General features: G+C 75.9%; 14 protein-coding genes. 7 read left to right on the top strand and 7 right to left on the bottom strand.

The genetic code is table 11. The annotated features are described in order from the left end of the window. Window positions 1-22 precede the first annotated feature (22 nt). On the top strand, window positions 23-1,432 hold the full coding sequence (locus tag ACI79G_RS12770; RefSeq protein WP_456881507.1) for an FAD-dependent oxidoreductase: 1,410 nt from the start codon (window positions 23-25) through the stop codon (window positions 1,430-1,432). Window positions 1,433-1,518: 86 nt separating this feature from the next. On the opposite strand, the gene ACI79G_RS12765 is transcribed toward ACI79G_RS12770, so the two are convergent. Beyond that, window positions 1,519-2,634 carry an inositol monophosphatase family protein gene (locus ACI79G_RS12765; protein ID WP_456881506.1) on the bottom strand — a complete coding sequence of 372 codons (1,116 nt, stop codon included), beginning with the start codon at window positions 2,632-2,634 and terminating at the stop codon, window positions 1,519-1,521. Then, window positions 2,627-5,449, bottom strand: a complete 2,823-nt coding sequence (ppc, locus tag ACI79G_RS12760; protein ID WP_456881505.1) for a phosphoenolpyruvate carboxylase — start codon at window positions 5,447-5,449, stop codon at window positions 2,627-2,629. Before ppc ends, ACI79G_RS12765 begins: the two co-directional genes overlap by 8 nt. Before the next feature lie 212 nt (window positions 5,450-5,661). On the opposite strand from ppc, the gene ACI79G_RS12755 reads away from it, so the two are divergent. The 3 genes from ACI79G_RS12755 to ACI79G_RS12745 all read left to right on the top strand — a co-directional run bounded on the left by ACI79G_RS12755 (window position 5,662) and on the right by ACI79G_RS12745 (window position 7,564). Then, a complete protein-coding gene (locus tag ACI79G_RS12755; RefSeq protein ID WP_456881504.1) occupies window positions 5,662-6,597 on the top strand; it encodes an SMP-30/gluconolactonase/LRE family protein in 936 nt (311 codons plus the stop codon). Between the two features lie 91 nt (window positions 6,598-6,688). Next, the gene (locus ACI79G_RS12750; RefSeq protein ID WP_456881503.1) at window positions 6,689-7,396 is read left to right on the top strand and encodes a class E sortase; all 708 of its coding nucleotides are present in this window, start codon (window positions 6,689-6,691) and stop codon (window positions 7,394-7,396) included. A gap of 9 nt (window positions 7,397-7,405) precedes the next feature. After that, complete coding sequence (locus ACI79G_RS12745) at window positions 7,406-7,564, top strand: hypothetical protein (protein ID WP_456881502.1); 159 nt, start codon at window positions 7,406-7,408, stop codon at window positions 7,562-7,564. 90 nt (window positions 7,565-7,654) lie between these two features. On the opposite strand, the gene ACI79G_RS12740 is transcribed toward ACI79G_RS12745, so the two are convergent. The 3 genes from ACI79G_RS12740 to ACI79G_RS12730 all read right to left on the bottom strand — a co-directional run bounded on the left by ACI79G_RS12740 (window position 7,655) and on the right by ACI79G_RS12730 (window position 10,808). Then, complete coding sequence (locus ACI79G_RS12740; protein WP_456881501.1) at window positions 7,655-8,512, bottom strand: tetratricopeptide repeat protein; 858 nt, start codon at window positions 8,510-8,512, stop codon at window positions 7,655-7,657. Window positions 8,513-8,706: 194 nt separating this feature from the next. After that, window positions 8,707-9,900 (bottom strand): ABC transporter permease, encoded by a 1,194-nt coding sequence (locus tag ACI79G_RS12735; RefSeq protein ID WP_456881500.1) that lies wholly within the window; start codon window positions 9,898-9,900, stop codon window positions 8,707-8,709. Continuing rightward, a complete protein-coding gene (locus tag ACI79G_RS12730) occupies window positions 9,897-10,808 on the bottom strand; it encodes an ABC transporter ATP-binding protein (protein ID WP_456881499.1) in 912 nt (303 codons plus the stop codon). Before ACI79G_RS12730 ends, ACI79G_RS12735 begins: the two co-directional genes overlap by 4 nt. Before the next feature lie 87 nt (window positions 10,809-10,895). On the opposite strand from ACI79G_RS12730, the gene ACI79G_RS12725 reads away from it, so the two are divergent. After that, window positions 10,896-11,582: a UdgX family uracil-DNA binding protein gene (locus tag ACI79G_RS12725; protein WP_456881498.1), complete on the top strand. Its 687-nt coding sequence runs from the start codon at window positions 10,896-10,898 to the stop codon at window positions 11,580-11,582. 94 nt (window positions 11,583-11,676) lie between these two features. On the opposite strand, the gene ACI79G_RS12720 is transcribed toward ACI79G_RS12725, so the two are convergent. Further along, window positions 11,677-13,038, bottom strand: coding sequence for an MFS transporter (locus tag ACI79G_RS12720; protein ID WP_456881497.1), 1,362 nt, complete (start codon window positions 13,036-13,038; stop codon window positions 11,677-11,679). Between the two features lie 70 nt (window positions 13,039-13,108). Further along, window positions 13,109-13,765 (bottom strand): pyridoxamine 5'-phosphate oxidase, encoded by a 657-nt coding sequence (gene pdxH, locus ACI79G_RS12715; RefSeq protein ID WP_456881496.1) that lies wholly within the window; start codon window positions 13,763-13,765, stop codon window positions 13,109-13,111. Window positions 13,766-13,969: 204 nt separating this feature from the next. Here pdxH and ACI79G_RS12710 point away from each other — a divergent pair, with 204 nt between their 5' ends. Beyond that, window positions 13,970-15,094 (top strand): citrate synthase 2, encoded by a 1,125-nt coding sequence (locus ACI79G_RS12710; protein WP_456881495.1) that lies wholly within the window; start codon window positions 13,970-13,972, stop codon window positions 15,092-15,094. A gap of 80 nt (window positions 15,095-15,174) precedes the next feature. Beyond that, window positions 15,175-16,287 carry a phosphoserine transaminase gene (gene serC / locus ACI79G_RS12705; protein WP_456881494.1) on the top strand — a complete coding sequence of 371 codons (1,113 nt, stop codon included), beginning with the start codon at window positions 15,175-15,177 and terminating at the stop codon, window positions 16,285-16,287. The last annotated feature ends 33 nt before the right edge of the window (window positions 16,288-16,320 follow it).

Raw genomic sequence — 16,320 nt, 5'->3', positions numbered from 1 at the left:
CGGGCGGGACAGGATGCGTGACGTGTCGGCCGACCAGGACCCCGGTCCCCCGTCCCCTCCCCCGCGGCTGCGGGTGGCCGTCGTCGGCGCCGGTCCGGCGGGCATCTACGCCGCCGAGGCGCTCACCCGGCAGCAGGAGGTCCCGGTCGCCGTCGACCTGATCGACCGGCTGCCCACCCCGTTCGGCCTGGTGCGCCACGGCATCGCCCCCGACCACCCGAAGATGCGGGCGATCCGCGACACGCTGCACCGGGCCCTGGACCACCCGGCGGTGCGCTTCGTCGGCAACGTGGAGATCGGCCGCGACCTCTCCTGCCCCGAGCTGCACGCCGCGGTGGACGCCGTCGTCTACACCTACGGCGCCGCGCTGGACCGGCAGCTGGCCATCCCCGGCGAGGAGCTGCCCGGCAGCCTGGCCGCCACCGCGCTGGTCGCGTGGTACACCGGCCACCCCGACGCCGACCGGGCGGCGGTGGAGGCGGCACTGGCGCGGGCGCGGTCGGTCGTCGTCGTGGGGGTCGGCAACGTCGCGCTCGACGTGGCCCGCGTGCTGGCCCGCACGCCGGCCGAGCTCGAGCCCACGGACATGCCGCAGCACGTGCTCGACGCCCTCGCCGCCGCCCCGGTCGAGCGGGTCACCGTGCTGGGCCGCCGCGGCCCGGCGCAGGCCACCTTCACCACCCAGGAGCTGCGCGAGCTCGGCGAGCTGGCCGAGGCCGACGTGCTGGTCGACCCGGCCGACCTGGAGCTCGACCCGGCCGCCGAGGAGCGCGTGGCGGCCGACCGGGTGGCGTCGCGGAACCTGGCGGTGCTGCACGAGTGGGCGCAGCACACGGCGCAGCCGGGCCGGACGACGGTGACGCTGCGCTTCTTCTCCCGCCCGGTGCGCCTGCTCGGCGAGGAGCGGGTGACCGGCGTCGAGGTCGAGCGCACCGTCGTCGACGCCGAGGGCCGGGCCTCGGGCACCGGCGAGACGACCGTGCTGCCGGCCGACCTGGTGGTCCGCTCGGTCGGCTACCGCGGCGGCGAGCTGCCCGAGCTGCCCCTCGACCCGCGCCGCGGCATCGTCCCCAACGACCTGGGCCGGGTGCTGCGCGGCGGGCAGCCCTCCCCCGGCGAGTACGTCGCCGGCTGGATCAAGCGCGGGCCGACCGGGGTCGTGGGCACCAACAAGCACGACGCCCGCGAGACGGTGGCCGCCCTGCTGGCCGACGTCGCGACCGGCGTCGTCCGCCCCGGCAGCAGCGGGGACGACGACCTGGTGGCGACCCTGCGCGCCAACGGCGCCGACCCGGTGCTGCTCGAGGACTGGCGGGCCATCGACGCCGCCGAGGTCGCGCTCGGTGCCACCCGCGGCCGGGCCCGGACGACGCTGCACGAGTGGGAGTCGCTGCTGGCCGCCGTGAAGGAGGCGGCCGCCCGCACCCGCTGAGCGAGGACCCCCTCGCCCCCCACTGCTCGCAAGCTCGCAGCGGGCCCCTGCAAGGGGGCCGTGGGCGTGTGCACAGCCTCCTGTGCCTAACCTCGGGTCAGCTCGCGCAGCAGCTCCCGCGCCCGCTCCTCGGTGCCCGCGGCGACGAAGCGGAACAGCGTCTCGGTGTCCGGCCGCAGCCGCAGCGGCGCGCCGTCCGGGCCCAGCGCCACCCCGCCGGCGGCGGCGACCAGCGCCAGCCCGCCGGCGACGTCGTGCACGTGGGTGCCGGTGCGGTCGAGGTTCTGCCACGCCCCGGCGGCGCCGTCGGCGACCAGGCAGACGTCCACCGCGGTGCAGCCGGTCACCCGCACCCGGCGGGCGCTGGCCGGCACGACGACGGCCGACCCCGACGGCGCGGTGGGCGCGACGACCGTACCGGCGTCCCGCGGCCGGACCGGCACGCCGTCGCGCCGCGCGCCGTCCCCGACCGCACCGGACCAGCGGCGACCCGACGACAGGTCGGCGACCAGGCCCGCGACCGGGCGGCCGTCCTGCACGAGCGCGGCGGAGAAGGCCCACGGGGCCAGCCCGGCGCGGAAGTTGCCCGTGCCGTCGAGGGGGTCGAGCACCACCCACGGCTCGTCGCCGGGGACCGGGCGGTCGGAGCGCTCCTCGCTCAGCACGGTCACCCCGAGCGGGCGCAGCGCGTGCGCGGCGGCCAGGTGCGCGGCCTCGTCGGCGCCCAGCGACGGGCTGCCGTCAGCCTTGGTCGACTCCTGGCCGGCGTCCCGGGCCAGCGCGACGGCGACCTCCACCCGGGTCGCGGCCAGGGCGGCGAGGTGCAGGAAGCGGACGGGCAGCGGGGCGTCGTCCGGCGGCGTGGGGACCGCGACGACGTCGTCGGTGGCCGCGTCGCGCACCCGCTCGCAGCCCCAGGCCGACGCGACGGCGAGGACGGCGGGCTGCGTGACCCGGGCACCGCGCCGGCGGACCAGCACCGCCTCGGCGCGCCCGTCGTCGGCCCACGCACGGCGCAGCAGGGCGACGCCGCCCCGGTCGTCGACGAGCAGGCGGAGGTCGGGGTCGGTGAGCGTGGTCGCCAGGGCGGGTGGCGCGACGTCGAGGGCCCGGGCCGCGGCCTGCACCTCGGCGGAGCCGGTGGCCACGCGGAGGTCCAGCGGCGCGGATCCGGCCAGCTCCTCCAGCTGCGGCTCAGCCACTGTTGCGCAGGGCCGTGGCGATGCCGTTGATGGTCAGCTGGATGTTGCGGCGGACCAGCTCGTCGTCGTCCCCACCACGACGCCGGCGCAGCATCTCCACCTGCAGGTGGTGCAGCGGCTCCAGGTAGGGGAAGCGGTTGCGGATCGACCGCGCCAGCGAGGGGTTGTCGGCCAGCAGCCGGTCGTCGCCGGTGACCGCCAGCAGCATCCGGCAGCTGCGCTCGTGCTCGGCGGTGAGCTGGTCGAACACCCGGTGCCGCAGGTGCTCGTCGGGCACCAGCTCGGCGTAGCGGGCGGCCAGGTCGAGGTCGGTCTTGGCCAGCACCATCCCCATGTTGGACAGCATCGTGCGCAACCACGGCCAGCGCCTGTGGAGCTCCTGCAGCCGGCCGAGCCGATCGGGGTCGCCGGAGGCCTCGCCTTCGCGGACGTAGGACTCCAGCGCGCTGCCGGTGCCGTACCAGCCGGGCAGCATGATCCGCGCCTGGGACCAGCTGAACACCCACGGGATGGCGCGCAGGTCGGCGATCGAGTCGCCGGCCTTGCGCGACGGCGGCCGGCTGCCGATGTTCAGCTCGGCCAGCTCGCCGATGGGCGTGGCCGCCCGGAACCAGTCGACGAAGCCCGGCGTCTCGTGCACCAGCGCGCGGTAGGCCTGCTGGGCGCGGGCGGCGAGGTCGTCGAGCAGCGCGTAGGCGGGCTCGGCGTCGTCCCCCAGGCCCTCGGTGTCGAGCAGGGTGGCCTCCAGCGTGGCCGCGACCATCGCCTCGAGGTTGCGCCGGGCGCGGTCGGGCTCGCCGTACTTGGCGGCGATGACCTCGCCCTGCTCGGTGATCCGCAGCGCACCGGCGACCGCGCCGGGCGGCTGGGCCCGGATCGCGTCGTAGCTCGGGCCGCCGCCGCGCCCGACGGTGCCGCCGCGGCCGTGGAACAGCCGCAGCCGCACGCCCTCGCGCCGGGCGACCTCCACCAGCGCCAGCTCGGCCCGGTACAGCGCCCAGTTAGCCGCCAGGTAGCCGCCGTCCTTGTTGCTGTCGGAGTAGCCGAGCATGACCTCCTGCAGGTCCCCGCGGTTGCGCAGCAGGGCCCGGTAGAGGGGCAGGCCGAGGACGGCGGTCATGGTCTCCGCGGCGCGCTGCAGGTCGCCGATCGTCTCGAACAGCGGCGAGATGCCGACCGAGCAGCGGGGGCCCGGGTGGGCGGGGGACGGGTCGCCGGGGTCGAGCAGGCCGACCTCCTTGAGCAGGACGGCGACCTCGAGGACGTCGCTGACCGACTCGCACATGCTGATCACGTAGTTCGGGACCGCCTGCGGACCGAGCGCCCGCACCTGGTCGGCCGCGGCGCACAGCACGTCGAGCTCGCCGCGGGCAAGGTCGGAGAGCTCGGCGTCCGGGCGGACCAGGGGACGGCGCAGCCGCAGCTCGCCGACCAGCAGCTCGACCCGCTGCTCCTCGTCGAGGGCGGCGTAGTCGGGGCAGACGCCGGCCCAGGCCAGCAGCTCGGCGAGGACCTCCTCGTGCACGGCGGAGTTCTGCCGCATGTCCAGGCCGGCCAGGTGGAAGCCGAAGTCCTCCACGGCCTCCCGCAGCCGGGCCAGCCGGTCGTCGGCCAGCGCGCCGGCGCCGTGCGTGCGCAGCGAGGCGTCGACCGTGGCGAGGTCGGCCAGCAGCTCGTCGGGGACCGCGTAGGGCTCGAGCGCGGTGTGCGGCGGCGGGCCGGGCACCGACCCCAGCACCCGCCGCGCGGTGGCGGCCAGCCGGGCGTGGATGCCGTACAGCGCGCGGCGGTAGGGCTCGTCGGCGCGGAACGGCGAGCTGTCCCGCGAGGCCTCGGCCAGGTGCGCCAGCTCCGGCGTCGGCGTGATCAGCCGGTCGGACATCGACAGCTCGTCGTGCAGCGCCAGCAGCTCGGCGAGGTGGTGGCCCAGCGCCGTCTCGGCCTGCCGGGTGCTGGCCAGGCGGACGGCGTCGGCGGTGACGAACGGGTTGCCGTCGCGGTCGCCGCCGATCCACGAGCCGGGCCGGAGCACCGGCCGGTCCAGCCGTGCCGAGGGCCAGCGCTCGCGGAGCGCCCGGCGCAGCTCGGCGTTGATCGCCGGGACCACCTCGAACAGCGACAGCTCGTAGTAGCGCAGCGCCTCGTCGATCTCGTCGGCCAGCCGCAGCCGCGACAGCCGGAGCAGCGCCGTCTGCCAGAGCGTGAGCACCGCGCGCTCCAGCGCCGCCGACCACGCCGGGTCGTCGGCCTCGCCCGGCGCGGACCGGTCGCGCCGGCGGATCAGCTCGGTGATCTGCCGCTGCACCCGCGAGACGGTGCGCCGGCGCACCTCCGTGGGGTGCGCGGTGACCACCGGGCTGACCAGGGCCCCGGCCAGCTCGCGGGCGACGACGTCGGCGTCGAGGTGCGCGGCGTCGAGCAGCTCGAAGGTGGCCGCCAGGCTGCCCTGCTGCGGCGGCGAGCCCTCGATGCGGTGGAACCGGCGGCGGCGCTCGTGGTGCAGGTCCTCGGCGAGGTTGGCCAGCAGCGAGAAGTGGCTGAACGCGCGGATGACGTGGTTCGCCGAGCGGACGTCGAGGCCGCCGAGCCGGGCGGCGACGTCGGCGCGGTCGACCTCCGAGCGGCGCAGCCGGAAGGTCTCCACGCGGGTGGACTCGACGAGCGCGAGGACGTCGTCGCCCGACTGCTCGCGGATCACCTCGCCGAGGACCCGGCCGAGCAGCCGGATGTCCTCGCGCAGCGGGGCGTCGGCGACGTCCTCCTCGACTCCTCCGTGGTGGCGCAGGTCGGCGACGTCGACGGTGGCTTCGGACACCCGGTGAGTATCGACCGCCCGTGTGACGCGTGGGTGTCGTGGCGGGGCCCCGCGGCGTCCGTGGGCGCCCCACCCCCTGTCCCCGGTGGTCATCAGGTCGTCGCAGGGCGAGGCTCCGGGCCACGGCGTGTCCGGCGGTGAGGAGCCCGTGGTCACCGCGGGAGGGCGGCGCTCGGCGCGCACCGGGCCCGCCGCGCCGGGACGATGCAGGGGTGCAGCGACTCACCGCCTCACCCGTCCCCGGCCTGTCCCCCGCCCAGCACGGCGAGGGACCGACCTGGGACGCCGGCCGCGGTGAACTGCTGTGGGTCGACATCTCCGGCGGGCTGGTGCGCCGGGCCGCGGTCGACGCCGAGGGCACGTTCACCGAGACCGGGGTGCACCGCGGCGGGGGCACCGTCGGCGCCGTCGTCCCGGCGGCGGACGGCGGGTGGCTGCTCGCCGCGGACGGCGGCTTCACCCACCTCGCGGGCGACGGCACCGCCCGCGTGCTGGTCACGCTGACCGGCGAGGGCGGCACCGAGGCCGACGGCGGCACGCGCATGAACGACGCGGCCTGCGACCCGGCCGGCCGCTTCCTCGCCGGGACGATGGCCTTCGACCAGCGCCCCGGTGCCGGGACGCTGTACCGGCTGGACCTCGACGGCACCGTCACCACCGTGCTGGACGAGCTGACGGTGTCGAACGGCATCGACTGGTCACCGGACGGCCGCACCGTCTACCTCGCCGACTCCGGCCCCGGCCTGGTGCACGCCTTCCGGTACGACGTCGACACGGGTGCGTTCACCGACGGCCGGGTGCTCCTGGAGTTCGACCCCGACGACGGTGTCGCCGACGGGCTCACCGTCGACGACGAGGGCTGCCTCTGGACCGCGCTGTGGGGTGGCGGGCAGGTGCGCCGCTGGTCGCCGGAGGGCGAGCTGCTCGCCGTCGTCGAGGTGCCCGGGGTGGCCCAGACGTCGAGCTGCGCGTTCGCCGGACCCGCGCGCGACCTGCTGGTGGTGAGCACCTCGGCCGAGGGGCTGGACGACGACGCGCGAGCCGCCCAGCCCGACGCCGGCCGGCTGTTCACCGCCCGGCCGGGGGTGACCGGTCCGCCGGCGGGGGTCTACCGCGGCCCGCTGGAGGGGCTGCGCCAGCAGGGCTGAGACCGCCGTCCGCTGGGACGGGAGGGGCTGCTGGGGTGCTGCCGCGCGGCGCTCCCGGCCGGGGGCGGCGGCCGACCTAGCATCGGTCGCCGTGTCGAGGACCCGGGCGGACGCCCTGCGCACCGCGGCCCGCGGCACCGGGCAGCTGCTGCTCACGGTCGGCTACGTGCTGCTGCTGTTCGTCGTCTACGAGCTGTGGGTGACCGACCTGCTGAGCAACGCCCGCCAGGACGAGCTGACCGCGGAGCTGCACGAGGAGTGGTCGACGCCGACGGCCGCCGTCCCGGCCGAGCTGCAGGGCGGCGAGGCGTTCGCGATGCTGCACATCCCGCGGCTGGGTGCCGACTACGCCCGGGCGATCGTCGAGGGCACCGGCACCGAGGAGCTCGAGCAGGGGCCGGGCCACTACACCGGCACCGCGATGCCCGGGGAGCTGGGCAACTTCGCCGTCGCCGGGCACCGGGTGGGCCGCGGGTCGCCGTTCCTGGAGATCGACGAGCTGCGCGAGGGTGACCCGGTCGTCGTCGAGACCGCCGACAGCTGGTTCGTCTACCGGGTCCTCGGCCCGGCCGAGCAGGTGCCCGGCCAGCAGGTCGTCTCCCCCTCGGACGTGTCGGTCATCGCGCCGACCCCCAACGGCCCGGCCGACGGCCCGCCGACGGGCGCCTACCTGACCCTGACCACCTGCCACCCCGAGTACTCCGCGCGCCAGCGCCTGGTCGTGCACGCCGTGCTCGACGGCCCCCCGCTGAGCCGCGCCGAGGCACCCGACGGGCCCCCGGCCCTCCGGGGAGTGTGAGGAGCGACCGTGTACTCCTGGATCTGGCGCCACCTGCCCGGCGGGACGGCGGTGCGGGCGCTGCTCGCACTGGTGCTCGTGGCGGCGGTCAGCGCGCTGCTGCTGTTCGTCGTCTTCCCGTACGTCGAGCCGTGGGTGCCCTTCGCCGACGTCACCGTCGACCAGTAGCAGGGGGATCAGCGGCCTTCCTGCCGGGCCGCCGGCCCCGTCCCGAGGCCACCGCGAGCCTGCGAGCGGTCGGGAGGACGGGGTCCCTCGTCAGCCGCCGAGCTCGCGCAGCGCCTGCGCGGCGAGGTCGTCGCCGTCCGCGGCGCCGAGCCGGAAGTGCTCCACCGCGCCGTCGAGGTCGCCGCGGTCGGCGAGCAGCACGGCCAGGTTGTGGTGGCAGTAGCCGTCGCCGGCGGCGATGCCCGCGCGGTAGGCCTCCTCGGCCGCCTCCACGTCGGCCAGGTCCTCGACGTAGAAGTTGCCCAGCGGCAGCCACGCCTGGACCTCGCCGAGCTTGGCGCCGCGCTCGAGGGTGAAGCGGGCCTCCGCCACCCGGCCGGTGACCCGCAGCAGTGCGGCCAGCGCCACCCGCGCGCCGGGGAAGCGGTCGGCCCCGCTGCGCAGGTCGACCTCCAGCGCGACGTCGTGCGAGGCGGCCCACCGCCAGCAGGCGACCACCGCGGCGGCGACGTCGTCCCCCGAGGCGGCGAGCTCGGCCGCCACGGCGATGGCCTGCTCGTGCTCGCCCTGCTCGTGCAGCAGGAACGCCAGCTGCAGGCCGCCCTGGGTGTCCCCGGCGGCGCCGGCGCCCCGGTAGGCGCGCATCGCGCCGGCCAGGTCGCCGAGCTGCTCGAGCACCAGCCCGAGGTTCACCCAGGCGTCGCGCTCGCCGCCGGCCAGCGCCTTCTCGTAGGCGTCGACGGCCTCCTCGACCTGGCCGCGCGCGGCCAGCGAGTTGCCCAGGTTGAACCAGCCGAGCGCGTCCCCCAGCTCGGCGGCCCGGCGGAAGCAGCGCTCGGCGTCCTGGGGACGTCCGGCGTCGGCCAGGTCGCAGCCCAGCTCGATGACGGTGTCGGCGTCCCGGCAGGCGCGCAGCCTCCGGAGGCGCCCGTCGAGGTCCTCCCGCATGCGGCGATCATGGCGAGGCCCGGGCGCCCCGTCCTCCCCCGGCCGGGCGGTCTCACCCGTCGGAGGAAGTGCAGGTCACCCGGCAGGAGTCAGCCGCTGCCGCGGCCCGGTTGCGCCGCCTGCTCCGCGGCGAGATCGGCGATCTCGCACGGCTGCGCGCCCGGATCCGGCCGAGTCCGCCGATCCCGCCGCCGTCAGGCGCGCTCGGCCCGCAGCGCCTCGCACACCTTCGTCCGGCCGCTGGTGCGCAGCAGGGCGCCGGCGTAGACCCGCCCGCCGAGGCGGACGGCCAGGCCGACGGCTCCGAGCATGAGGACGACGGCCAGCGCCACCTCCCAGCCCGCTGCCTCCCCGGCCGCCTGGCGCACCGGCATGACCAGCGGGGAGAGGCCGGGCACGAAGGAGGTGACCGTGGCCAGCGTGCCGCCGGGGTCGCCGGCCGCCTGGACCGCCACGAAGAACCCGACCACCAGGAGCATCGACGCCGGGACGAGCACGCTGCCGAGGTCCTCCTGCCGGCTGACCAGCGACGCCGCCACGGCGAAGACGCAGGCGTAGAACGCGTAGCCGAGCACGAACCAGGCGACGACGGTGGCCACGGTCCCGATCAGCTCCCCCGGGACGTCGACCAGGTCGAACACCAGCGCGCCGGTCACCCCCACCGCGCCGATGACGACGATCTGCCCCAGCCCCAGCAGGCCGAGCCCGAGGATCTTGCCGGCCAGCAGCTGCCACGGCCGCATGGTCGCGAGCAGCAGCTCCACCACCCGGCTGGCCTTCTCCTCCACCACGCCCTGGGCGACGAACTGCCCGAACAGGATCAGCAGGCCGTAGAGGACGACGACGCCCATGATCGCCACGACCACCCGCTGGCCGTCGTCCTCCCCCTCGTCGCCGACCGGGGTCACCGCCACCTCCGGCAGGGACTGCAGGTCGACGCCGGCCTCGAGCAGCCGGTCGGAGACGGCCAGCCCGCTGACCGCGCCGCCGACGACCGCCTCCAGCGCGGGGTCCCGGTCGACGAGCAGCAGCTCGGGGGCCGGCCCGGTCCCGTCGACCAGGGCCGCGTCGACCTCCTCGGCCTCGACGGCGTCGCGCGCCGCGGCCGCGTCGGGGACGTCGACGACCTCGACGTCCACGCCGACCGCCCCGCCCTGCGCCTCGACCGCGGGTCCGATCCGGCCGTCGTCCGCGACGACGGCGACGCGGCTGGTCCCCTCCCCGCTGCTGACCACCACCTGGAAGGCCATCGTGCCCAGCAGCAGCAGGAGGATGACCACCGAGCTGATGACGAAGTTCTTGTCGCGGATGCGGCTGGAGACCTCCCGCGCCGCGACCACCCGGACCAGCTCGGCGCTGCCCGGCGTGCGGGGCCCGGACGACGTCACGCGGCGACCTCCCCGGCCGGCTCGGCGACCGCCTCGCGGAACAGCTCGACCAGGCTCGGCTCGCGCCAGGCGAAGTGCGCGACCCGGCCGGTGCGCAGCGCCGCGGCCAGCACCGCCTGGTCGTCGGCGCCCGGCGCGAGCTGCAGCAGGGTGTCGCCGGCCAGCTCGGACTCCACCCGCACGCCGGGCAGCGCGGCCGCCCACCCCGGCGGCGCGTCCGGGACGACGACCCGCAGCAGCCGGCCGGACTCACGGCGGCGCAGCTCGGGAACCGGCCCGGCGGCCACCATCGACCCGCGGGCCAGGATGCCCACGGAGTCGCAGAGCCGCTCGACCAGGTCGAGCTGGTGGCTGGAGAAGACGACCGGGACGCCGCCGCGCACCTGCTCGAGCAACGCCTCGGCCAGCGCGTCGACGCCCACCGGGTCCAGGCCGGAGAACGGCTCGTCGAGGATGAGCACCTCGGGCCGGCTGACCAGGGCCGCGGCCAGCTGCACCCGCTGCTGGTTGCCCAACGACAGCTCCTCCACCCGGGAACGGCGGCGCTCCGCGAGGCCCAGCCGGTCGGCCCAGTGCTCCGCGGCGCGGGCGGCGGCCGCGCCGTCCAGCCCGTGCAGCCGGGCGAAGTAGGCCAGCTGCTCGCCGACCCGCATCTTCGGGTAGAGGCCGCGCTCCTCCGGCATGTACCCGATCCGGCGGCGCAGCGCCTGGTCCAGCGGCCGGCCCTGCCAGCGCACCTCGCCGGCGTCGGCGCGGACCAGCCCCATCGCGATGCGCATCGTCGTCGTCTTCCCGGCGCCGTTGGAGCCGCAGAAGCCGAACATCGAGCCCGGGGCGACCGCGAACGAGACCCCGTCGAGCACCCGGTTGGCGCCGTAGCTCTTGTGCAGACCGTCGAACTCCAGCACGCGTTCCCCCTGTCACCCTCCGTTGCCAGGCCAACGTATCGGTCGGCTGCTCTCGCGCCGGGACGCCTGGTGGGGTGTCATCGGCCCATGAGCCAGGAGAACGTGCCGGCGCAGCCGCCGACCGGGGTCGGGCTGGAGGGGCTGCGCACGGCGGCCGCCGGGTGCAGGGCGTGCGAGCTGTGGCAGGGCACCACCCAGACCGTGTTCGGCGAGGGGCCGGAGACCGCCCGCATCGTCTTCGTGGGCGAGCAGCCCGGCGACCAGGAGGACCGCAAGGGCGAGCCGTTCGTCGGCCCGGCCGGCCGGCTGCTCGACCGGGCGCTGGGTGACGCCGGCATCGACCGCCGCGACGCCTACGTCACCAACGCGGTCAAGCACTTCCGGTTCACGCAGAAGGGCAAGCGGCGGATCCACCAGACCCCCGGGCCCGAGCACCTGCGGGCCTGCCGGCCGTGGCTGGAGGCGGAGTTCGCCGTCCTGCAGCCGGAGGTGGTCGTCTGCCTGGGCGCCACGGCGGCCAAGGCGCTGATCTCGCCGTCCTTCCGGATCACCAAGGACCGCGGCCAGCTGCTCCCGTGGACCCCGCCGGGCGTGGCCCGCGCCGAGGCCGGCGACGAACGCCCCGCGGACGACGACGAGGACGCGCCGCACCAGACCTGGATGCTGGCCACCACGCACCCCTCGGCGATCCTGCGCACGCCGGACGAGGCCCGCGAGGCCGCCTACGAAGCCCTCGTCGCCGACCTCAGGGTGGTCGCGCACGCCCTGGCCTGAGGCCGCTGGCCGGGTGAGCGGTCGCGGTCGGCGACGCGCGAGGACGCGCAGTGGGCGGCAGCCGCAACTGCTCACCCGGCCCCTGCGGGCCCCCTCAGCCGAGGGCCGAGGGCTGGGCCGAGCGGGAGGCGCGGAAGAGCCAGAACGAGGGCACGACCAGCGCCACGACCACCATCGCGACGACGACCACCACACCGCCGGACACCATCGCCGCGGTGACCCCCGCGGCGCTCGCGATCGCGCCGGCCCGCAGGTCCCCCAGCCGGGGCCCGCCGGCGACGACGACGAGGAACACGCCCTGCATGCGCCCGCGCATCCCCTCCGGCGCGGCCAGCTGCAGCATCGACGAGCGCAGCACCGCGCTGACCATGTCACCGGCGCCCGCCACCGCGAGGCAGAGCACGGCCAGCCACAGCGTCGAGGCGAACCCGAAGCCGATGATCGCGATGCCCCACACGACGATCGCGACGAGGACGACCGCGCCCTGCCGGTCCACCCGCGACACCCACCCCGACGTCAGCCCCATGAGCAGCGCGCCGATGGAGATGCCGGCGAACAGCCAGCCCAGGCTGTTCGGCGAGTCGGCGTAGCGGCCCTCCGACAGCTCCGGGAAGACCGCCTGCGGCCAGGCGAAGAGCATCGCGACGACGTCGACGACGAAGGTCATCAGCAGCACCGGCTGGGTGCGCAGGAAGGTGAAGCCCTCGGCCACGCCCCGCACGGCGGCGCCCAGCCGCAGCGGCCCGGCGTCCCGTCCCGGGGGCAGCGGCGGCAACCCGCGCAGCAGCAGGACGGCGACCAGGAAGCCGAGCGCGTCGACGGCGTAGGTGACCGGCAGGCTGCCGACGGCGATGAGCAGCCCGGCCAGCAGCGGGCCCGCGATGACCCCGACCTGGCGCACCGTCATCGCCAGGGCGTTCGCCGCCGGCACGCCCTCGGCGCCGACGAGCGCGGGGATGACGGCGCTGCGGGTGGGCTGGTTGACCGCCGTGAACCCGGAGACGCAGGCGGTGAGCGCCCACAGCAGCGCCAGGTTCCCGCCGCCGGGGAGCAGCGCCTGCACCGCCAGCAGCGCGCTGGTGACCGCCGAGCCGACGCCGGTGACCAGCATCAGCCGCCGGCGGTCCATCGAGTCGGCGATCGCGCCGCCGAGCAGGCCGAAGACGATCAGCGGCACCAGGGCCACCACCGAGGTGACGCCGACCAGCAGGGAGGAGCCGGTGAGCGCGTAGACCTGGTACGGGACGGCGACCAGCGTCATCTGCTGGCCGAGCATCGTGGCCGCCACGCCCCAGAACAGCCGCCGGTAGTGCGGGTTGCGCAGCGGGGTGGTGTCGATCGCCCAGGCGCGGCGCTGCCGGGGTGGCACCGGTACCGGTTCCTCGACCGGACCGCCGCCCTCGATGGGGTCGACCGGGTACGGCGCCTGACCCGGCGGGTCCGCGGGACCGCTCACCACGTCACCCGTCCGCTCCCGCGGAACGCTCCGCTGCTCGCTCGCCGGCGCTGCTCACGCTCCCGTCCGCTCACGGGGCCAGCCGCTGGACGACCCAGCCGCCACCCTCCTCGTCGTCGCGGACGAAGCGCAGCCGGTCGTGCAGCCGGTCGGCCCCGCCCTGCCAGAACTCGACGGAGTCGGGCACCACCCGGTAGCCGCCCCAGATCCCGGGCCGCGGCAGCTTCTCGCCCGCGGTCTCGGCGTCCAGCCGGCGCAGCCGCTCGACCAGCTCCTTGCGGGAGTCGACCGTCGTCGACTGGATCGACGCGGCGGCGGCCAGCTGCGCGCCGCGGGGGCGCGGGTCCCACAGGTCGTCGCTGGCGGCGTCGCCCACCCGCTCGACCCGGCCGGTCACGCGCACCTGCCGCTGCAGCGCGTGCCAGGGGAACACCAGGGCCGCGCGCGGGTTCACCGCCAGCTGGGCGCCCTTGGTCGAGGCGTAGCTGGTGACGAAGACGAAGCCGGCCTCGTCGTAGCCCTTCAGCAGCACGATGCGCGCGTCGGGGGCGCCGTCGGCGTCCGCGGTGGCGACCACCACGGCGTTGGGCTCGGGCAGCTCGGCGGCGACGGCGTCGGCGAACCAGCGGTCGAACTGCTCGACCCAGGTGGGGGCGAGGTCGTCCTCGCGCAGGCCCCGGGTCTCGTAGTCCCTGCGCATGCGGGAGAGGTCGGGCACGGCCTCCATGCTGTCACCCGCTGTCCCCGCGAGATCCGCACAGTGGCGGTCGTCGAGCGCCCGGTGACCACCGCCGTGCAGATCCCGCGGGAGGGAGCGCCGTCCACTGCGCCCCGGGTGTCCCGGGGCCGTCGGCACGGCCTAGGGTCGCAACCGCAGTCGTGCGCCGCCTCCCGTGCGGGCACGAGTCCCGCGCGCAGAGGAGCATGCGAGATGGCCGACGACTTCGTACCCGGCCTGGAGGGCGTGATCGCCTTCGAGACGGAGATCGCCGAACCGGACAAGGACGGCGGCTCCCTCCGGTACCGGGGCGTCGACATCGAGGACCTGGTCGGCAAGGTCACCTTCGGCAACGTCTGGGCGCTGCTGGTCGACGGCAAGTTCGGTCCGGGCCTGCCGCCGGCCGAGCCCTTCCCCATCCCCGTGCACACCGGCGACGTCCGCGTCGACGTCCAGGCCGCGCTGGCCATGCTGACCCCGATCTGGGGCTACAAGCCGCTGCTGGACATCTCCGCCGAGGAGGCCCGCGAGGAGCTCGCCCGGGCGGCGGTCATGGCGCTGTCCTACGTCGCCCAGTCCGCCCGCGGCATCGGCATCCCGGCCGTCCCGCAGAAGCGCATCGACGAGGCCTCCACCATCGTGGAGCGCTTCATGGTCCGCTGGCGCGGCGAGCCCGACCCGCGCCACGTCGCCGCCGTCGACGCGTACTGGACGTCGGCCGCCGAGCACGGCATGAACGCCTCCACCTTCACCGCCCGCGTGATCGCCTCCACCGGCGCCGACGTCGCCGCCTCGCTGTCCGGCGCCATCGGCGCGATGTCCGGCCCGCTGCACGGCGGTGCTCCCTCCCGGGTGCTGCACATGCTGGACGGCGTCGAGCAGACCGGGGACGCGGAGAAGTACGTCAAGGACCTCCTCGACCGGCACGAGCGGCTCATGGGCTTCGGCCACCGGGTCTACCGCGCCGAGGACCCGCGCGCCCGGACGCTGCGCAAGGCCGCCAAGGAACTCGGCGCCCCGCGCTTCGAGGCCGCGCTGGCCCTCGAGCAGGCCGCCCTCAAGGAGCTGCGCGAGCGGCGTCCCGACCGCCCGATCGAGACCAACGTGGAGTTCTGGGCGGCGATCGTGCTGGACTTCGCCGAGGTGCCCAGCCACATGTTCACCTCGATGTTCACCTGTGCCCGCACCGCCGGCTGGTGCGCGCACATCCTCGAGCAGAAGAACACCGGCCGCCTCGTGCGCCCGTCGGCCCGCTACGTCGGCCCGGCCCCGCGCAAGCCCGAGGAGGTCGAGGGCTTCGACACCATCAAGGTCAAGCCCATCGACCAGCCGGCCTAGCCGCGGCCCCGTCCCCGGTCCCGCCCCGAGCCTGCGAAGGGTGGGAGGACGGGGTCCTTACCGAGAGGCAGTCCCCACGGATGAGCATCACCATCCCCGCCGACCTCCTGCCCTCCGACGGCCGCTTCGGCTGCGGTCCGTCGAAGGTGCGTCCCGAGGCCCTCGAGGCGCTGGCCGGCAGCGGCGCCACCCTCATGGGGACCTCCCACCGCCAGGCGCCGGTCAAGGGCCTGGTCCGCCAGGTGCGCGAGGGGCTGACCGAGCTGTTCGACCTGCCCGACGGCTACGAGGTCGTCCTCGGCAACGGCGGGACGACGGCGTTCTGGGACGCCGCGATCATCGGGCTGATCCGCGAGCGCAGCGCCCACGGCACCTACGGCGAGTTCTCCAGCAAGTTCGCCTCCGGCGTGGCCGAGGCGCCCTTCCTCGCCGACCCGGTCATCGCCAAGGCCGAGCCCGGTTCGCTGGCCCTGCCGACCGCCACCGACGGCGTCGACGTCTACGCGTGGGCGCACAACGAGACCTCGACCGGCGTCATGGCCCCGGTGCAGCGGCCGCACGGCACCGACGACGCGCTCGTGCTCATCGACGCCACCAGCGCCGCCGGCGGGCTGCCGGTCGACGTCACGCAGACCGACGTCTACTACTTCGCCCCGCAGAAGAACTTCGGTGGGGACGGCGGGCTGTGGGTGGCGCTCATGTCGCGCGACGCCCTCGACCGCATCGCCGAGATCAAGGCGTCGGGCCGCTGGGTCCCCGGCTTCCTGGACCTGTCCATCGCCGTCGACAACTCGGCCAAGGACCAGACCTACAACACCCCCGCCGTCGCCACGCTGTTCCTGCTGGCCGACCAGATCCGCTGGCTGCTGTCCCTGGGCGGGCTCTCCGGCGCCGTCGCGCGCACCCAGGACTCCTCGAACCGGCTCTACGGCTGGGCCGAGCAGTCGCAGTTCGCGACGCCGTTCGTGGCCGACCGCGACCAGCGCTCCTGGGTCGTCGGCACCGTCGACTTCGACGAGTCGGTCGACGCCGCCGAGGTGGCGAAGGTGCTGCGCGCCAACGGCGTCGTGGACGTCGAGCCCTACCGCAAGCTGGGCCGCAACCAGCTGCGGGTGGGCATGTTCCCCTCCGTCGAGCCGGACGACGTCAGCGCGCTGACCGCCTGCATCGACTTCGTCGTCGGCAAGCTGTGACCCCCCGGGTGCGGGAGCGCGCGTCCGCGCTCC

This window comes from Geodermatophilus sp. SYSU D00779 (assembly GCF_054050595.1).
The sequence above is the reverse complement of the archived record's forward strand: the minus strand, read 5'-3'. Positions and strand labels throughout refer to the sequence as shown.